This is a genomic window from Arthrobacter sp. AZCC_0090 (assembly GCF_014207375.1).
Taxonomy (GTDB): Bacteria; Actinomycetota; Actinomycetes; order Actinomycetales; family Micrococcaceae; genus Arthrobacter.
The window spans coordinates 323,380-340,820 of the sequence record NZ_JACHEE010000001.1 but is presented as its reverse complement, the minus strand read 5'-3'; the positions used below and the strand labels follow the sequence as shown (position 1 = coordinate 340,820).

Below are 17,441 nucleotides of genomic sequence, written 5' to 3'. Positions count from 1 at the left end.
CACTCGTAGTGGGCAGGTCCACTGTGCAGCAGAAAACGGTTCGGCCTCGAGTTGAAAACACGGGCCGGCACTGGACCTGGGCCTGTGGACCTGCCCGCGGCCAAGCGCGCTCAGCGTGTCGAGGGCCACACTTGGCCCTGAGTACGCCGGGTTGTCGTCCTATAATGGAGAGTTGCGCCGGAATCCCAGCCATGCTGTTGCTCTGGCCGACTGACCGCTCCATCAAGGAAAGGCCTCTTCTTGCGTGTCCTGACGATCATCCCAACGTATAACGAGCTGGAATCGCTACCCAAGACCCTCGGACGGCTACGTGCCGCTGTCCCCGCTTCTGACGTCTTGGTTGTCGACGACAACAGCCCTGACGGCACGGGACAGCTCGCCGACAGCATCGCGGCCGAGGACAGCCAGGTTCATGTACTCCACCGCAAAGGCAAAGAAGGCCTCGGGGCCGCCTATATCGCCGGATTCAAGTGGGGTATGGCGGCTGGCTATGACGTCCTCGTAGAGATGGACGCTGATGGTTCTCACCAGCCCGAGCAACTGCCGTTGTTGCTGGATGCCATCAACGACGGCGCAGACCTCGCCATGGGCTCACGTTGGGTTCCCGGCGGAGGAACTGTGAACTGGCCGCTGTACCGCCAGGCGATCTCACGCACGGGCAGCACGTACGCCCGCATCATGCTTGGCCTGAAGATCAAGGACATTACCGGGGGGTACCGCGCCTTCCGCCGCAGCACCCTTGAGGCGCTCAAGCTGGACCAGGTCGAATCGGTCGGCTACGGCTTCCAGGTGGACCTTGCGTGGCGGGTCGCCAAACTCGGACTGAAAATCGTAGAACGCCCCATCACCTTTGTGGAGCGCGAACTAGGGGCGTCGAAGATGAGCGGCAACATCGTTGTTGAAGCCATGATCAACGTGACCAAGTGGGGGTTGGCCGCCCGCTGGGCATCGTTGACCGGGAAAAAGGCTCCGGCTTCAAAGTAGGGCAGGACAAACGAAGGCCGGGTCCGCGCTCTGCGAAGAGTGCGGACCCGGCCTTCGTCTTGGGCCGGCGCGTTATGCCGAGCGGCGCTCCCCGCGACGCTCGCGCAGGATGTTCAGCCGGTCTTCGAGGATCTGCTCGAGTTCGGGAAGGCTACGGCGTTCCAGCAGCATGTCCCAGTGGGTGCGGACGGCCTTCTCGTTGGTGTCAACAGGGCGTTCGCCATCAACCAGGAGCGCTTCCTTGCCCGTCTTGGAAACCCAAACAGGGGGAATTTCCGCTTCGGACGAGAAGGTCACGAAGACCTGTTCCCCGTCCGCGCAACGGTATTCAACCCTCTGGCGCGGTGCCGGCTCGACACCGGATTCGGTTTCCATGCTCTGGGCGCCAAGACGCATGCCCCGCAGGCTGCGATCGCTCATGATTACTCCCTCTGTCTGTTCACGGAACCAGGCTCCGCGCTAGCCGGACGCCGAATCGACGCCGCCCGGGCTACTGTATGCACACGTTGCATCACTAGATGAAACGCCTGACCAAGCGTTAATGTTCCGTTCGGACTGAACCGGCCGGACAAATACACCATTATACTCGGATCGATGCAGGCAGGACAAAGCGAGGGGGACCGGCCAAAGAATTTGGCCAGTCCCCCTGCAAGCTGTCCGCGGTTACGGCGACGGTTCCTGTGTAGCTGGCGTCGATTCAGCGTGTCCGGAACTCACTGCAGTGGTGGCAGCCGGAGCGGAAACCTCGGCCGGGGGTTTCCCGGAATCGCTGAACAGGTCTGCAACGCCGGAACCTCCGTTGACGCCTCCCAGTGCGCCGCCGATACCCTTGAGCGCTTCACCGACCTCGCTGGGGATGATCCACAGTTTGTTGGATGATCCTTCCGCGATCTTCGGCAAGGTCTGAAGGTATTGATAGGCCAGCAGCTTTTGATCCGGATTGCCCTTGTGGATGGCATCGAAGACCTTCTGGATGGCTTGGGCTTCACCGTCGGCGCGCAGGATAGCCGCCTTTGCGTCACCCTCGGCGGCAAGGATTGCAGCCTGCCGCTGGCCTTCGGCCGTCAGGATCTGTGACTGCTTGGTACCTTCGGCGGTCAGAATTGCGGCACGCCGGTCGCGCTCGGCCCGCATCTGTTTTTCCATCGAGTCCTGGATGGAGTGGGGTGGGTCGATTGCCTTGAGCTCCACGCGTGAAACGCGGATTCCCCAGCGTCCCGTGGCTTCGTCCAAGACCCCGCGGAGCTGGCCGTTGATCTGATCACGCGAGGTGAGCGCTTCTTCGAGATTCAGGCCGCCCACCACATTACGGAGCGTTGTGGTGGTCAGCTGTTCAACAGCCTGGATGTAGTTGGCGATCTCGTAGGTCGCGGCCCGAGGATCCGTCACCTGGAAGTAGACCACCGTGTCGATGGAAACAACCAGGTTGTCTTCGGTAATCACCGGCTGAGGCGGGAAGGAAACCACTTGTTCGCGAAGATCCAACAGCGGCAGCAGGCGGTCGACGAAGGGGATCAGGATGGTGAGCCCGGGGTTGAGCGTGCGCTGGTATTTACCGAGGCGTTCGACGACGCCAGCGCGCGCTTGCGGGATGATCCTGATCGAGCGAACCAACACGATGATCACAAATATGACGAGAACGAGCAGCACGATCGCGGCTGCAGTTCCTCCCAAGCTATCCATACATCTCCTTCATTCCCCAGTTACGTATTTGATGCGGTCTTGTGTACGGCAAGGCGCCGATTGTTGTCCTGCCATGGGACGCCGCTCAGTGCGGGCTGTTTTCCGCCGGTGAGGCGACTACCGCCGTCGCGCCGTCAATCCTGGTGACTTGCACTGTCCGGCCGGCGTCAATGATTCCCGCGGCGCTGCGGGCGGTCCACACGTCGCCACCGATCTTCACCAATCCTGCCGTCGCGGAGACGGGCTCCATGACGAGCGCCGATTGGCCGATCAGGCGGTCCACGTTGGTACGCTGTTCGGCGGGGCCCTTGTGCAGATGCCTCAGGGCGATCGGGCGGACGAAGGCGATCATGAGCAAGGACACGACGCAAAAGACGACGGTTTGAAGCCAGAGATCAGCTCCGGCGAAGTCCGCGACCAGTGCAGCCAACGCACCACCGCCGAGCATGATGAAGAAGAAGTTGAGTGTCAGCATTTCCACTACGGCAAACGCGAGGAAAACCGTGAGCCAGAGAGCCCACCAGTTGCTGCCAAGCCATTCAAACATCGTTCCCCCTGTTTCCGGACTTGCGGCGGCAGCCGGCCTGATCCGGACTGCAGCGTCGGCAAAATCACAGTCGCTGTTTTTCCATCCTAGTCCGGTGCGAAGCTTCGCGTTAGGAGCGTCCCTCCGGGGCAGTGAAAACACTGAGGGTGAACTTTGCGATGGCACGCACTGATGATTCTGCGGCGGTCGACGTCAACAAGACGGAGCGCTCAAGGTGGTGGCCCGCCGGGCCCATGAAGGCGACATCGGCAATATCGCGCCCATTGAGTGTGAGCGGCACATCGAGTTGGACGGAATCCGCAGCAGTGAAGAATTCCTGCATGGACTCGGCCAGGCGCTCGTCTTTGCCAGGCTCGATACTGAGCATCCCGGTGCGGTCCGCAATCTCCTTGAGATGACCGTTCCGTGGAGTCACCACGACCACTCGGCCTCCAGGGCGCAATACGCGTGCGAACTCCGGAGGATTCCGCGGCGCAAAGACCACGATGATGGCATCGACCGCATGGTCGGCGAGCGGTAAGGGACGCCAGATGTCCCACACAAGATTAATGGCGCCGGGATTCATCCGTGCTGCCCGGCGGAGGGCGAACTTCGAGATATCGATGCCAATAGCGGCCGCGGGAGTGCGCTCCAGCACTGTATGTAGATAGTGGCCGGTGCCCGTGCCGGCGTCCAGGACGAGGGATCCCGGCTCTGATAGGACGGGAGCCGCCAGCCTCGCGATCGCATCGGCGAGCGGGGCGTAATGGCCGCCGCCCAGGAACTCGTTGCGGGCCGCGACCATCTCTGCCGTGTCCGCCTCGAAGACCGTGCCCTTGCCGGTGAGCAGGTTGAAGTAGCCCTGTTTCGCGGCATCGAAATTGTGGCCGGCGACGCACTTCAGCGAAAAGGGGGCCGCACCCCTGAGCCCGAAAGGCCCCTGGCAGACCGGGCAGCGCAGGGAAGGGACGGCGTCGGAAAGCATACGGACAATCCTACGGTGGCCGGAGTGGCGCATACCGTCGCGGCGGGTCGGCCGCTAGGCTCACCAGCGTGAAAGCCGAACAACTCCCGCTGCTGAAGTCCGTCTCTTCCCCTGCCGCCCACCCTGACGGCACCCGCGCAGTCGTGGCCGTCACCCGGCCGGATTTCGACGCCGATGCGTACGTAGGGCAACTCTGGAGTGTTGCTTTCGACCCCGCTGTGCCGCCCCGCCGGATCACCCGGGGATTCAGGGATACCGCCCCGGCATTTTCGCCGGACGGCAGGGTGCTGGCATTTCTTCGGGCGACGCCGGACGGCAAGCCGCAGCTGCACGTCGTGGAAGCCGACGGCGGAGAGCCCCAAGCCATCACGGAACAAAAATTGGGAGTCTCGGAGTTTTCCTGGTCGCCTGATTCGCGCCGGATTGTGTTCTCGACGCGGGTTCCGGAACAAGGCCGCTATGGGACCGTTGACGGCGTGGGACCGGGAAGCGAAGACCCCCGGCTGATCACGGACAACCAGTACCGGCTCAACGGGCTTGGCTACACGGCGGACAAGCCAGCCCAACTGTTCGTGGTCGACGTCCCGGAGCCTGGAGCGGAACCCCCTGTGGCTCCCGTGGGTCGGGCGGCGAAAGACAACGGAGCTGATCCGCCGAGTTTGCTGCCGACGGCGGTCCAGTTGACGTTCGACGACGCCGATCACACGTCACCGTCCTTCAGCCGCAATGGCGAGAGCGTCTACTTTGTTGCATCACTCCATAAAGGGCACGACGCCGATATCGCTTCCGGGATCTATCGCGTCCCGGGCGGAGGCGGCGAGCCAGAGGCCGTGCGGCCGGACGCTGCGCCGCAGTCTGTCCACGAAGCCTGCGAATCGATCGACGGCGAATGGCTGTTCTTTACGGCGCAAGACCTCGGCGACGACGGTCTGGACTTCGTCGCCAGGAACACAGCCCTGTATGTGATGCCTGCTCGCGGGGGCGAAGCCACCATGCTGAGCGATATGGAGAACCAGGACATTTCCGGCCCCCTCGAACCTTTCGGGGCAGATGGCGTGCTTGGTCTCAACGCCCGGCGGGGGAGCGTTGAGCTGGTCAAATGGACGGCCGACGGCGGGAGTGCGGTCCTGCTCGAAGGGGCTCGGGTGGCCGGGGGTGCTTCCGCCGTGGGTGGCGTGGTGTCGGTCAGCTTCAGCGACGCGTCAAGCAATGGCGAACTCGGTGTTCTGGACCAGGGCGGGCTGCGCGTGCTGACGGACTTCGCCAAGGCACTCCGAGCCGAAGCAACGATTCTTGAACCGCAGGAATTCACTGCGACTGGCAAGGATGGCTACCCGGTCCATGGCTGGGCGGTTCTGCCGGAGGGGCAAGGTCCACATCCGGTGCTGCTGACCATTCATGGCGGGCCGTTCGCACAATACACAGCTGCGTTCTTCGATGAGGCCCAGGTGTATGCCGAGGCGGGATATGCCGTGCTGATGTGCAACCCCCGTGGTTCTGCCGGATACGGTCAGGCACACGGCGGCGCCATCAAGGAGAAAGTGGGCACGGTGGACATGGCGGATGTGCTTGCCTTCCTGGACGGCGCCTTGGACGCCTTCCCACTGATGGACAGGGAAGCGATCGGCATCATGGGTGGGTCCTATGGCGGATATCTGACGGCCTGGGTCATCGGACATGAACACCGCTTCAAGGCGGCCATTGTGGAGCGGGGTTTCCTTGACCCCGTCAGTTTCGAAGGCTCCTCGGATATCGGGTGGTTCTTCGGCGGCCAATATACGGGTGGATTGCCCGAGCAGATGGCGGCTCAAAGTCCCATGGCCGTCGTGAATGGCGTCCAGACGCCTACGCTCGTTATCCACAGCGAAAACGATCTCCGTTGCCCGGTTGAACAGGGCCAGCGCTACTTTGCCGCCCTGAAGGCGCAGGGCGTGGAGACTGCGCTGCTACTCTTCCCCGGCGAGGACCACGAACTTTCGCGTTCGGGAACGCCACATCACCGCCGCCGGCGCTTCGAACAAATCCTCGCATGGTGGGCAAAGTACCTGCCTTCCGCGGCAAACCCATCGCGCGAATCCGGCACGGCTAAGAGTTAAGGAATCCCAGCCCGCGGCGCGCCTCGTCGATTCCGGGGTACGCCCAATGGGCGCTGTATTGCTGATCATCGGCAAGGGACCGTAGCTCGGCCCTGTCCAAATAGAGTCCGCCGCGCAGGTGGTCGGTCTCGTGTTGGACTATCCGTGCCTGCCATCCGGAGAATCCTTCCGAGGCCGTACTTCCATCAGGACGTTGGTAGTGCAGGTGAACATCCCGATGCCGCGTCACCACGGCCTGGAATCCACGCATCGACAGGCAGCCTTCATAGAACGATGCCGTAGACGTCCCTTCGGGCTCGTACCGGGGGTTCAGGATCGCGAAGAAACCCAGTGGTGTCCTCCCGCGGATCTCGGAAGCGACCGGGTCAACGTCGAAATGGTCTTCAAGCACGGCCAACTGCAAAGGGATGCCGAGCTGGGGTGCTGCGAGGCCGACTCCGGGCGCGGCGTGCATGACATCCCGCATCCGCTCGATCAATTGTGCCAGCTCGGTGTCCTCGAGCTGGCCATCGTAAGGTGCGGCGAGTTGCCGCAGCACGGGGTGGCCGACCTGGACGATGGGCGGGAGGCCGTCGAGCGCCAGTAGATCCTGAACCGCGGCGCGGATTTGGGAGGCGGTGAACGTTGTCTCCGGGCCGGCAGACAGGGGTCGAGTCTCAAAGTCCATGGATCGAGCTTAGTGTGCTGACCCCTCAACCGTCCCCGCAGCTCTTCGTGACGAAATCGTAGATGCTCCCGCGCAGCGCATTACCTGCGGCGACTTTGACAGTCCCGGCGACTCCGTTGACGGTCACGTGAAGCGGTATGAGCGTGCCCACCTTGTCCTCCGCGACGGCATGCGGGTCGCAACGCGCGGGGCGGATGCGCAGGCTGAGGGTCGAGTCCTTGTCGATGCCATGAATCACGACGCCATGGGGCCACGGGCTGCCCGGATCCGCGGCGAGGAGGGTGGTTTCGCCGATTGACTCGATTGTCATGGATCCTGTTCCGCCGCGGGGTTTGACCGTGATGGTGACTGTTGCTAGCCCTTTCTGGGGTCCCGGGTCCAACGTCGGCAGGAGCTCCAGGCCCGCTATGTCCGAGGCGCTGCGTTCCAGGCATAGTTCGCTGTTGTTCCGGGCCAGCACGCCGAAGGGGTCCGTCACGGACTCGTTGAACACGTGATCCGAGCCCGCCAGGACAAAGTCAACCGTCGGTTCCAAGGGGCCAGGGGGACAGGTGGCAGACGTAAGCTGCGCCGGAAGGCTCTTGGTCTGTCCAGGTGGAATGGCTGTGCCATCAGTGCTCGAAACCCATCCGATGGTTCCGTCAAAGCTCCCCGTCCGAAGGGCCGCGCGTACTACTGTGATGGTGTCCGGGCCGGGGTTGCTGAGCTGGATCTCGATGACATGCGTGCTGTAGTTGTCCCGGAACTGGTTCAGTTGGACAGTCAATACACCGGGTGGAGGGGTGGGCTGCGGTCCGGCCGCCGCCGAACATCCCGCGACAACAGCTGCCGTGATGCCCAACAGGCCGATGCGTACGACGGCGGCCGCTCGCCGTCGTCGCGCGCTCACTTTTCGCCCCTGGCGGTCATGGATGCAGTCTAAGACGCAATCATGTACCGGTCATGGTGCTGCGGGTTGCACTGGAATAAGGTGTACTACGCTCGGTGGATGAGCGATTCGACCCCCTTGGAATGTGTGCTCGGATTGATCCGCGCGGTGGAGAGTGGAGGTGGCTCGGAGAGTGTCCGGCCTTACCTCGCGGACGATTTCAAGCTCACGGAATGGCCGCACGTTCTGTCCCCAACCGGCGCCATCCGGGATTTTCGGGAAACTCTCTCCGGCGCCGAACAGAGCAGGACCGTGGTGCGGGACCAGCATTTCGACATTGTCCGAAGCACGAGCGAAGGTGGCCGGGTGGTGCTGGAAATGAACTGGTCCGCAACCTTGCTGTTGGATCTTCCGCATTGGAATGCCGGAGAAACCATCCGCGCCAGAAGCACCGCCGTGTTTGAGGTGGTCGATGGAAAGATCCGGAGCCAGGACAGTTACGACTGCTACTTCACCGAGCCCGGGCAAGAAGCAGTCCCCGCCGGCGGCAGTGTGCAAGACGGCGCCTAGTGCATGGTGAATCGGCGGGCCACGAGTTCCGAGAACATCGGCAAAGTGATCGCCCGGCCGATCAAGGCGTTCCGCGCGCTCAGGACTTTTGGGGGCAGCGGGCGGCCCAGCGCCATGTTCACACTCGCCTGCCAGATGGCTTTCTTCGCTGCGCGCTGCCGGTTGCGCTCAAATTCCGCGAGTTCCTTGCTGGCAGGCCTTCTTCCAGACGTTCGCAACGCCTCGCTGATAATGGGCGCCAGCGCGGCCGCATCCAGCCAGCCCAAATTCATCCCTTGACCGCCGATCGGGCTGATCTCGTGTGCGGCGTCGCCGAGCAAGGCAACCCGTCCGTGAACCATTCGGGAGACAAGGCGCGAGGTTACACCAAACGCACTGATCATCGTATTGCTTGCTGAGTCCACCGCCGTTCCGGTCCGCTTTCGGATCAGAGCGGCCAGTACGCGGGGAGTGGGTTCCTGACACGGGGCGTCAAGCCGGACCACCCACCTTCGGATACCGCCGGGCAGCGGAAAAGACTCGACGATCCCTCCCGGTTCAAGGAAGAGGACTGCGCTGCTGCCATACGTCGATTCATCGTGGAAATCGCCCATGACGTAGTAGTCGGGGTAAGTTCGCAATCGCGGCTCCATGCCCAGGCCCCCACGAACCGCCGAATGGACACCATCGGCTGCAACCACGAAGCGACCCAAGAACTCAACCGCCGCCCTTCCTTCCTGTCCGCGCAACCGCAGGTACCCGCCGTCGTCGACGACTTCCTCGATGTGCACGCCGCGGAGAAGGGCGCCTGGATCGAGTTCGATCACCCTGGACTCAAGGGCTTGGGTGGTGAGATATTGCGGCACGGAAAGGATGAAGGGGTATTCAGCTGACGGGCGGGCAAAGTTCATGTCGGCGACTTTGCGGCCGCCGCTGTATGCGGTCCCGTGGGTGATCCGGACACCCGAAGAGACCAGGGGGCGGGCAGCACCTACGGCGTCGAGTGCCGCGAGCGCTGGAGGATGGATTCCGATGGCGCGGGTTTGGCGGCCCGGCGTCGCGCGCCTTTCCAGGATGGCGACGCGGTGCCCGTGTTGTAAGAGTAATGCGGCCATGTAGAGCCCTACCGGACCCGCTCCGACCACTACGACGTCAAACATGCGGAGCCTCAACGGGACTGTAAATCAGGAGGTTGTGCCACAGGCCGCTGCCTTCTACGGTCCAGGCCGGGGGAGCGGCAGCACGGAGTTCGGCTGCTGTGTAGCTGCGCCTGATGGACGTGAGCCCGTCGCCGTGGATGTAGGAGCCAATGCCGAGTGGCCAGGCACCGGCCCAGAAGAGGGAGTAGGCGAGGCGGCTGCGCTTGAGGTCGTTATGGAGGGCAATCCGCTGGCAGAGCTGTTCAGAGTCGCTGAGGAAGGAGGCGAGTTCCGGGGTGGTCAAGTGGTGCAGGACGTGGTTGGAGATGACGACGTCGAAGTGGAGCCGTTCGGATACGAGCTCCGAGCTGAAAGCCTTCCGATAGCTCACGCCCTCGACTTTCGGCGCGGAGTTGGCGAAATGGAAGGCGCGCTCGTCCGGATCGATTCCGGTGACGTCGAGCAGGTATCCGTCCGCGGCGGCCCAGAGAGCGAGGCTCCGGGCGACATCGCCACCACCGCAGCCGATGTCAAGGACTGTGGTGGGTGCCGCCGTCGTGAGCAATGGCTTGATCCGGGTCCGGTACGTATCGCGCCAGCCAGATACCACCGCGTTGACGAGCCGAAACCGCGCGTAACTCCGGTTGAGCCGGTCGAGATCGCAGTCGGGGCGGTCCATGTCTTCCACTGCGGTCACGTCCCGTGCGCCGAGAAAGCCGCCAGGGCGGGGGAGGGCAGGCATCACAACACAGGGGAAATCCGGGTGAACAGCCCCGTCTCCACGGTGAGACCTGGCCCGAACGCCATGGAACAGATACGTTCCTCTCGCTGCGCCGCAGTTTGTCCGAGGATGTGCTTCAAGACGAAAAGCACGGTGGCGCTGCTCATGTTGCCGTAGTTTCGAAGGACTTCGCGGGCGGGAATCATTTGTTCTTCGGTGAGTTCAAGCTTCGATTCGACTTTGTCGAGAATGCTGCGGCCGCCAGGATGGATGGCCCAATGCGTGATGTCCCGGTAGGGGAGTCCGGCCAGGGAGGGGTCCCGTGCAAGCAGGGGTTCGAGCGCCCCGGCGATGTGTTCCTCGATGATGTGGGGCACGTACGTTCCGAGGACCATTTCAAATCCCTCGTCGCCGATATTCCAGGCCATGGCCTCTTCCCCGACAGGCGTCAGGACGGTCTCGAAATGATCCAGCCTGATCACCGGGTCAGGTCCCTCAGGTTCACGGGAAGTCACGACGGCGGCGGCCGCACCGTCCGCAAAGATCGCCGATCCCATGATGGTGTCCGGATCATTCGAGGTCCGGACGTGTAGTGAACAAAGCTCCACACAGATCACCAGGACCACAGCGGAGGGATCGGCCTGACAAAACTGCCGGGCTGCCCGGAGGGCCGGGAATGCGGCGTAGCAACCCATGAAGCCGAGGTGATAGCGCTGCACGGCCGGGCTAAGACCGAGGGCCCGGACTACCTTGTAGTCGGGTCCGGGGTTGAAGAAACCGGTGCAGGAGACAGTGATGACATGAGTTATGTCAAGTAAATCAATATCGGGACACTTCCCGACGGCGGCTTTGGCTGCCTCAATAAACAATTTGGTGGCCTCGACGGCAAAGATCTCGTTGCGGACCTTGGTACTAGGGCTCAGGACCCGGCCCGAATCAGGATCGAAGAATGACGGGTTCTCGGTGTGGTTATCAAGGGTTAGTTCGGCAACAGCGGTAAACCGGGTGTCAATGGCAGCTGAATCGAAGCACGTCCGCACGAGCCGGGATCCGAGCCGCGTCAGGCCGGGTTGGGATGCAAAAACGTCGCGTGCCTGTGGTTGCACAAGCACTGTGGGCGGTACGGCAGTTTCCAGGGACCTCACGTAGACCGGCATGCTTCATTGTTGGCGACGAAGATGCCGTTGACAATGGCAGAGGACGGAAAAGTGGATGATTTGAGGGTTCAATTTCGCTCTGTGTGGCGGGTGCCGCTGAGGTGTTCAATATCGCCGATAATCTACATTATGTAAAGTAGAACCGTGAGGGACCGAATGGTCGGTGCGTCGATGCTGTCGAATCTCAGAAGGCCGCGACCACGTCGGCTGGCCGCTCGGCGGCTCGGATTAGAGGAGGGCTGGCAAGGAGCGAGTCGATGGAAGCCCGGTAGTGGGAGATATCAGGGGGTTCATCCCGTACCTTGTAACGGTACATCGACATGCCTGCGAGCAGGTCCAGGATCAGGTTGCAGTCCGTCTCCGGCGGGAGCTGACCACGGCCTATCCCCCGCTCCAGTATCTCAAGGCCGAGCTGCCTCCGCTTGCCTAGGGGGCCCTGCCAAAGGATTTTGACGACATCGCGTTCGCCAAGCGCGGCCCATCCGATCCCGGCCCCCGTCGTCGGGACAGTCCGGTACCGCCGGCTGGATTGGAGGACGTGCTGGAGGAGGTCCTCCCCTACTTCTCCTGTGTCAGATGCTGCCGCATCCGTTTCCGAGAGGATCTCGGATGAAACGGCAGCAGCGACGAGCTCGGCCTTGTTGGGCCAGCGCCGGTAGATCGCCGCCTTGCCACACCCGACGGCGGCCGCGATCCGCTCGATGCGCATCGCGCTGAAACCGTCTGCGCCCAAGCTCCGGCGCGCTTCCTCGAGGATGCGCTCCGTCATCCCCGCATCGAAGGGCCGGCCCCCGGTGGGTTCACCTGTATCCATGATCCATTCTTAGCATCCTCACGAGGGAAACGCTACGATACGTAACGTTCCGTAATATACGGAACGGACTGTTCCGTATTTCCCTCGATGCGTGCTTCACTCCTGTTGTCGGCTTTATGAGGCGGGTCACAACGTGGTCGACCCGAGTGCTTCCAGCCGGCGCATCCCAACCCATCCCAGGAGAATCGATGACGATCCATCACCTTCATCAGCCGTTTCGACGCGCAGGCAAAACGCGATGCTGCCAGGATCGACCAGGCCCGGAAGGCCGGGGAGGACCTTGGCCCACTGGCCGGCGTGCCACTGGGCATCAAGGACTTGGCACGAGCTCAGCCCGACGGTTGACGGCCGTGCAGTACCCGCTCCTGTCCCCGACCTCGACCCCCCTTATTGGACCGGCGCCGACCCAGCAGACGTATGCGCCCAGCTGTCGGAGCTGCCCCGGGGGATCACGGATTCGGACCTTCTGGCGATCGCGGGTCTCCACGCCAACCTCAAGGCGGCCGCGGCTGCCGTCAGTTCGGATAACTAGCGAACGGATAGATGGGAAGCGTCCAGAGGACTCCCCCACGGTCAACTTGCCTCCATTCACAGCGCCACCTAGACACGTCTTCGGGGTCGGTGACGTTGCGTATTCCGGGCGCCCTACGGGCCCATAAGCCTGGATGGTGATGCCCCGGAATGTGGTCTGCGAGCCGCGGCGATCCTCTTCGGGTCCGCCCAACCCCTGCATCTCGTCCTTGCCACGAGTCACTGCGCCTCTTAGCCTTTCCTCATAGGTGAGGACATCACATCGGAGATTCGGTTGATGGAAGCAAAGTTGCATGGTCGGGATGTCCAGCTTGAGGCGATCGAGGCTTTCCTTATGGAACCCGGAAGGGACTCTCTCCTCGTCGTCAGCGGAGATGCCGGGGTCGGGAAGTCGGCCCTGCTCGAATTCATCGGAGACCGAGCCGCAAGCGCCGGTGCCCAGGTGCAGCTCGCGAGAGCCCTTGAATTTGAAGCGGACCTTCCGTACAGCACAATCAATCAGCTGTTGCTCCCGCTGGTCGACGCTCTCCCCGGGCTCGTGCCGGAACACCAGGAGGCAATCGCCGTCGTTTGCGGGCTGCGGATCGGCGCCATGCCCAGCCTTCTTGTTGCGGGCGCCGCGGCGCTTGCATTGCTCCAACTGACTGCTGCGAAGTCAAGCTCGGTGCTCTTGATTGTGGATGACTCTCCTTGGATGGATCTGCTTTCTGCTATGACGTTGACTTATGTTGGCCGGCGTCTACACGACGTGCCGGCCAAGATCCTGGTAGCGGCCCGAACGGATGAGGAAACAGTCTTCGTCCGCAGCGGATTTCCGTCCCTGCTTATCCCTCCGCTGTCCGACGACGCCGCCGACGCTCTGCTCGTCGAACGCTTTCCGGCTCTGGGACCAAAAGTTCGACGTCGGATCCGTGGCGAAGCGCTTGGCAATCCTCTCGGTCTCCTTGAGTTGCCTGCAGCCCTTGAATCCCCGAATACCCACCCGTTACCCAGCATCTTGCCCCTTACGAAACGGCTGAAGTCGCTCTACGAACACCGTTTGTCGGCGCTTCCCCAACCGACACGGGAGATGCTGCTCTTCGTGCTTCTCGCTGGGGCCGAAAGCAGTGTGACCATCGAGAAATGTATTCCGTCTGGCGCTGGACGCAAAGACTTGGATGCCGCAGAACGCGCTGGCGTGGTGCGTTTCGACTCCCGTTCACGGCGGTGGGAATTTCGTCATCCGCTGATCCGTGCTGCTGTGTTTGAGCTGTCGACAGATGGCGAACGTAGGCGGGTGCACGCAATCCTCGCCAAGGCGTTCGCGGACGAGCCCGAGCGGCGGGCCTGGCACCTCGGACAAGCTGCGACCGGACCCGATGAGGAAGTCGCAGAGCTCCTTGAAACCGTGTCTCAGCGGCTCATTGAGACCGGTGATGGCACCCGAGCAACGGCCGCCATGCTGAAGGCGGCGGAGCTAACTCCCTCTGTCAGCGACCGCGAGCGGCGAGTGGCGCGCGCGGCGTATCTTGGCTCGTTGATTGCCGGAGCAATCACTGAAAGCCCTGTCCTGCTCACCGAGGCGCTTCGAAACCCATCTCAATCACCACAGCTGGCGACTGTCATTGCGGTGACTTACAACCTGCTCAACAGTGAAGGCGACGTTGCAACCGCTAGACGGCTCTTGCTTGCCGCGCTCACGGCGGGAACTTCTGGCCTGGGTACGGGCAACGATGAGTATGTAGAAGCCCTCTATACGCTCGTTTTGGTTGGGTTCTTCGGTGGTACGGGCGAATTTTGGCAGCCGCTTTTGGCGCAAACGTCAGCCGCGGGCGACCTGCCCAACGTACTGCAGTTTCAGATAAATCTCTTCATTGATGTGGCTCGGGCGGAAGGACCTGCCATAGAACGCTTTCATCGTGAAACAGATCGTCTTCGATTCGTTTCAGATCCGTTGTACATCGTGCGTTTCGCAATCGCCGGGGCCTACATTGACTCTCTTGGAGGTATGCGCGACGCACTCTGGCGGGTTGTTGATGCTGGGCGGAAAGGCGAAGCCATCACCCCTGCGATTCAAGCCCTCTTCCTGCTCGCCAATGACGACTATTTCACCGGCCGTTGGCATGAGCTTGAAGCAGTGGTTCATGAAGGTTTGGATCTCTCACTCGAACACGGCTATGCACTGACCACGGCGCCAGCCAGGTTCCTGATGGCACTTGTTCATGCGGCCCGTGGAGAGGAATCACTCGCCCACGGCATAGCCGAAGAGTTGCTTATATGGGCCGCGCCGCGACGCCTTTTCGCTCTTGCCAACTACTCGTCGCACATCCGCTGCATGACGGCGTTGCCGGCCGGCCGCTTCGACGAAGCGTTCACCCACGCCGCGACTATCAGCCCGCCCGGTATCCTCCCGCCCTACATTTCGCACGCCATTTGGTCGGCTTTCGACCTCATCGAAGCGGCCGCCCGATCGGGCCGCAAGGTACAAGGAGAAATGCACCTAAAGGTGTTCGAATGCGCCGAAGTCGCGAGCCACTCTTCACGGTTGCGGGCTCTCGTCCTGGCTGCACACGGTTTGCTGGACGACGGCCCGGGGTGGAAGGGAAAATTCGAGGACGCGCTTTCAACCCAGGAGGGTGAGCGCTGGCATTTCGACCGAGCACGGATCCGGCTGCTGTTCGGAGAGCAGCTTCGACGTCGGCGCGAACGCGCCGCCGCCAAGATTCAACTCCGCGAAGCGAAGAAGATGTTTCTTCAGCTGGGTGCCAATGCGTGGGCCCTCCGCGCAGATCGGGAACTTCGCGCACTTGGCGCACCTGAGGTGCGCTCCACCTCACTGACCCCGCAAGAATCTGCAGTTGCTGACCTTGCAGCGACGGGGCTTTCAAACAAGCAAATCGCCGAATCCCTCTTCCTGTCGTCGAGAACTGTTTCCACTCATCTTTCGCGTGTTTTCTCAAAACTCGGGATCTCGACGCGCGCCGGCCTGCGTGACGCCCTCTCGGCCGAGCCGAACAACCTGCGCCCGTGAATGTACGTCATTTGACGGATTACCACGTGCAACCGGAGGTCTAGCGTTGCTCCTGTCCAACACTATTAGGAGCAAAGCATGAAACCAACAATCGTTCTGGTTCACGGCGGATTCGTCGACGGATCAGGCTGGAGGGGCGTATACGACGACCTAGCCGCAGATGGCTTCCATGTTCGAGTTGTGCAGAACCCCACGAAGTCGCTGGCCGATGACACCACAGCCACGCGGCAGGTCCTTGACGAGGTGAACGGGCCAGTTGTGCTCGTGGGTCATTCGTACGGAGGAGCCGTCATCACCGAGGCAGGCAATCACGAAAAAGTATCGGCGCTCGTGTATATCACGGCGTTCGCGCCGGACCAGGGTGAGTCCGTGAACTCCTTGCTCGAAACATTCCCAGGCGACGGCCCGCAGCCACCCATCTTGCCTCCCGTTGAGGGATACCTCTTCCTTGACCGCGATAAGTTCCATGAGTCCTTCGCCGGAGACGTCACACCTGAGGAGGCTGCGTTCCTGGCCGACTCCCAGGTCCCTTGGGGACTGGAAGCGCTCGGCGGAGTCGTTTCTTCAGCCGCCTGGCGGGTGAAGCCGAGCTGGTATCTACACGTTACCGACGACAATATGATCCCGCCCGTGGCCCAGGCCAGCATGGCAGAGCGGATAGGCGCAACGGTCAGCGAGACTCCAGGAAGCCACGCCGTCTACGTGTCGCGGCCGAAGGTGGTAGCCGACGTGATTAGGAAGGCTGCCGCCTCATTCAGCTAGCTGAACCGCCTCCAGCACGAGCGTTGCGAGTTCTTCAGGGGTGTTTTGGTCTCCCCGGAGGACAAGGGTGTCACTCGTCAGTTGGAAGCGCGCTGCGAGGCATCGTCCCACATTGCTTCGACGGAAATCCCGAGCAATGGCATCGGCTTCTGCGTCTTCGTGGATGACTTGTTCCTCAATTCGTCGGTACAGCTCGGCGGCGGGGACATCGAGGAAAGCATGCTGGATTGTGATCCCGACTTTGAAATGAGCTCGAAGATTTCATCCCGGTAGCGTGCGTTCACCAAGGTCATGGGGACGATGACGGTCTGACCGTAGTCCTGCGCGAGCCCTATTGCGAACCCGGCGACGAGCTTGCGCCAAAGTGGGATGTCCTGGGCCGAACGGCGCCGGCAAGTCTACGACAATCCGGGTTTTGCTCGGCCTGGCGCGGGCCAGCGGCGGCAGCGCTACAGTCTTCGGCCTGGACCCCTGGAATGATGCGGTGGCGCTGCACAAGCGCATCGCGTATGTCCCCGGCGATGTCAGCCTGTGGCCTAATCTCTCTGGCGGCAAGACGGTGGAGTCGGGCACTCTTGCTGAGCTACGCCACCTGACGCGAACGGAGGTGTCCTTCGCGCGGAACGGGCTTACAGATGCCGATATTGCCCGCATCCCTGCCATCCACGATATTGCGTTGGTCAACGGTCGCGCCCGCTTCACCGTCGACAGTGACAAGATTTCGTCGGTGCTGCCCGTCCTACGGACCTCGACGTCAAAGGCCTGAGGATCGCACCGCCGTCGCTCGAGGGACTGTTCCTCCGGCACTACGGGGACGAGATCAATCCGCCTGAAGTGTCAGTGGCTCAGCATGCGGCACGAAAGGCCCGACGTCGGGAAGCAGGAAAGGCGGCGAGCGTGCGATGAACACGTTGCTCCTGCAACGGATAAGGCGCGATCGGCTACAGTC

At 62.2% G+C, this 17,441-nt stretch carries 17 protein-coding genes and 2 pseudogenes; 7 read left to right on the top strand and 12 right to left on the bottom strand.

Annotation, left to right across the window (positions count from 1 at the left end; translation table 11 throughout):
* The first annotated feature begins 240 nt into the window (after window positions 1-240).
* The gene (locus HNP00_RS01645; protein ID WP_184735205.1) at window positions 241-984 is read left to right on the top strand and encodes a polyprenol monophosphomannose synthase; all 744 of its coding nucleotides are present in this window, start codon (window positions 241-243) and stop codon (window positions 982-984) included.
* Window positions 985-1,056: 72 nt separating this feature from the next.
* Here HNP00_RS01645 and HNP00_RS01640 read toward each other — a convergent pair whose 3' ends face one another.
* The 4 genes from HNP00_RS01640 to HNP00_RS01625 form a co-directional block, all read right to left on the bottom strand.
* Window positions 1,057-1,404, bottom strand: a complete 348-nt coding sequence (locus HNP00_RS01640; RefSeq protein WP_059389983.1) for an RNA polymerase-binding protein RbpA — start codon at window positions 1,402-1,404, stop codon at window positions 1,057-1,059.
* 243 nt (window positions 1,405-1,647) lie between these two features.
* A complete protein-coding gene (locus HNP00_RS01635) occupies window positions 1,648-2,667 on the bottom strand; it encodes an SPFH domain-containing protein (RefSeq protein WP_260404710.1) in 1,020 nt (339 codons plus the stop codon).
* An 85-nt stretch (window positions 2,668-2,752) separates the two neighbouring features.
* Entirely contained in the window at window positions 2,753-3,214 is a 462-nt protein-coding gene (locus HNP00_RS01630; RefSeq protein WP_184735203.1) for an NfeD family protein, read from the bottom strand.
* A 109-nt stretch (window positions 3,215-3,323) separates the two neighbouring features.
* Window positions 3,324-4,178, bottom strand: a complete 855-nt coding sequence (locus tag HNP00_RS01625) for a methyltransferase domain-containing protein (protein ID WP_184735201.1) — start codon at window positions 4,176-4,178, stop codon at window positions 3,324-3,326.
* A 68-nt stretch (window positions 4,179-4,246) separates the two neighbouring features.
* Between HNP00_RS01625 and HNP00_RS01620 the strand changes: the two genes are divergently transcribed.
* Window positions 4,247-6,274 carry a S9 family peptidase gene (locus tag HNP00_RS01620; protein WP_184735199.1) on the top strand — a complete coding sequence of 676 codons (2,028 nt, stop codon included), beginning with the start codon at window positions 4,247-4,249 and terminating at the stop codon, window positions 6,272-6,274.
* On the opposite strand, the gene HNP00_RS01615 is transcribed toward HNP00_RS01620, so the two are convergent.
* Window positions 6,264-6,941: a peptide deformylase gene (locus HNP00_RS01615; protein WP_184735197.1), complete on the bottom strand. Its 678-nt coding sequence runs from the start codon at window positions 6,939-6,941 to the stop codon at window positions 6,264-6,266. The genes HNP00_RS01620 and HNP00_RS01615 overlap by 11 nt on opposite strands.
* Before the next feature lie 25 nt (window positions 6,942-6,966).
* Window positions 6,967-7,830 carry a hypothetical protein gene (locus HNP00_RS01610; RefSeq protein ID WP_184735195.1) on the bottom strand — a complete coding sequence of 288 codons (864 nt, stop codon included), beginning with the start codon at window positions 7,828-7,830 and terminating at the stop codon, window positions 6,967-6,969.
* Between the two features lie 99 nt (window positions 7,831-7,929).
* On the opposite strand from HNP00_RS01610, the gene HNP00_RS01605 reads away from it, so the two are divergent.
* Window positions 7,930-8,379 (top strand): nuclear transport factor 2 family protein, encoded by a 450-nt coding sequence (locus HNP00_RS01605; RefSeq protein WP_184735193.1) that lies wholly within the window; start codon window positions 7,930-7,932, stop codon window positions 8,377-8,379.
* Here the strand turns inward: HNP00_RS01605 and HNP00_RS01600 are convergent.
* The 4 genes from HNP00_RS01600 to HNP00_RS01585 all read right to left on the bottom strand — a co-directional run bounded on the left by HNP00_RS01600 (window position 8,376) and on the right by HNP00_RS01585 (window position 12,189).
* Window positions 8,376-9,518 (bottom strand): NAD(P)/FAD-dependent oxidoreductase, encoded by a 1,143-nt coding sequence (locus HNP00_RS01600; protein ID WP_184735191.1) that lies wholly within the window; start codon window positions 9,516-9,518, stop codon window positions 8,376-8,378. The two genes, HNP00_RS01605 and HNP00_RS01600, sit on opposite strands and share 4 nt — an antisense overlap.
* Complete coding sequence (locus tag HNP00_RS01595) at window positions 9,511-10,239, bottom strand: class I SAM-dependent methyltransferase (RefSeq protein WP_184735189.1); 729 nt, start codon at window positions 10,237-10,239, stop codon at window positions 9,511-9,513. The genes HNP00_RS01600 and HNP00_RS01595 overlap by 8 nt, the downstream gene beginning before the upstream one ends.
* Complete coding sequence (locus tag HNP00_RS01590; RefSeq protein ID WP_184735187.1) at window positions 10,239-11,375, bottom strand: type III polyketide synthase; 1,137 nt, start codon at window positions 11,373-11,375, stop codon at window positions 10,239-10,241. The genes HNP00_RS01595 and HNP00_RS01590 overlap by 1 nt, the downstream gene beginning before the upstream one ends.
* 184 nt (window positions 11,376-11,559) lie before the next feature.
* Entirely contained in the window at window positions 11,560-12,189 is a 630-nt protein-coding gene (locus HNP00_RS01585) for a TetR/AcrR family transcriptional regulator (RefSeq protein ID WP_184735185.1), read from the bottom strand.
* Between the two features lie 808 nt (window positions 12,190-12,997).
* On the opposite strand from HNP00_RS01585, the pseudogene HNP00_RS23735 reads away from it, so the two are divergent.
* Window positions 12,998-13,450: pseudogene (locus HNP00_RS23735) on the top strand (AAA family ATPase); the annotation flags it as partial.
* A 9-nt stretch (window positions 13,451-13,459) separates the two neighbouring features.
* Here HNP00_RS23735 and HNP00_RS23090 read toward each other — a convergent pair.
* Window positions 13,460-13,702 (bottom strand): hypothetical protein, encoded by a 243-nt coding sequence (locus tag HNP00_RS23090; protein WP_260404709.1) that lies wholly within the window; start codon window positions 13,700-13,702, stop codon window positions 13,460-13,462.
* 87 nt (window positions 13,703-13,789) lie between these two features.
* On the opposite strand from HNP00_RS23090, the gene HNP00_RS01575 reads away from it, so the two are divergent.
* Together HNP00_RS01575 and HNP00_RS01570 are read left to right on the top strand one after the other, a co-directional pair.
* Complete coding sequence (locus HNP00_RS01575; protein WP_260404708.1) at window positions 13,790-15,730, top strand: LuxR family transcriptional regulator; 1,941 nt, start codon at window positions 13,790-13,792, stop codon at window positions 15,728-15,730.
* 78 nt (window positions 15,731-15,808) lie between these two features.
* Window positions 15,809-16,492 (top strand): alpha/beta fold hydrolase, encoded by a 684-nt coding sequence (locus HNP00_RS01570; RefSeq protein WP_184735180.1) that lies wholly within the window; start codon window positions 15,809-15,811, stop codon window positions 16,490-16,492.
* Window positions 16,493-16,569: 77 nt separating this feature from the next.
* On the opposite strand, the gene HNP00_RS01565 is transcribed toward HNP00_RS01570, so the two are convergent.
* Window positions 16,570-16,785 (bottom strand): hypothetical protein, encoded by a 216-nt coding sequence (locus tag HNP00_RS01565; protein ID WP_184735178.1) that lies wholly within the window; start codon window positions 16,783-16,785, stop codon window positions 16,570-16,572.
* Between the two features lie 41 nt (window positions 16,786-16,826).
* On the opposite strand from HNP00_RS01565, the pseudogene HNP00_RS01560 reads away from it, so the two are divergent.
* A pseudogene (locus HNP00_RS01560) lies at window positions 16,827-17,398 on the top strand (ATP-binding cassette domain-containing protein).
* The last annotated feature ends 43 nt before the right edge of the window (window positions 17,399-17,441 follow it).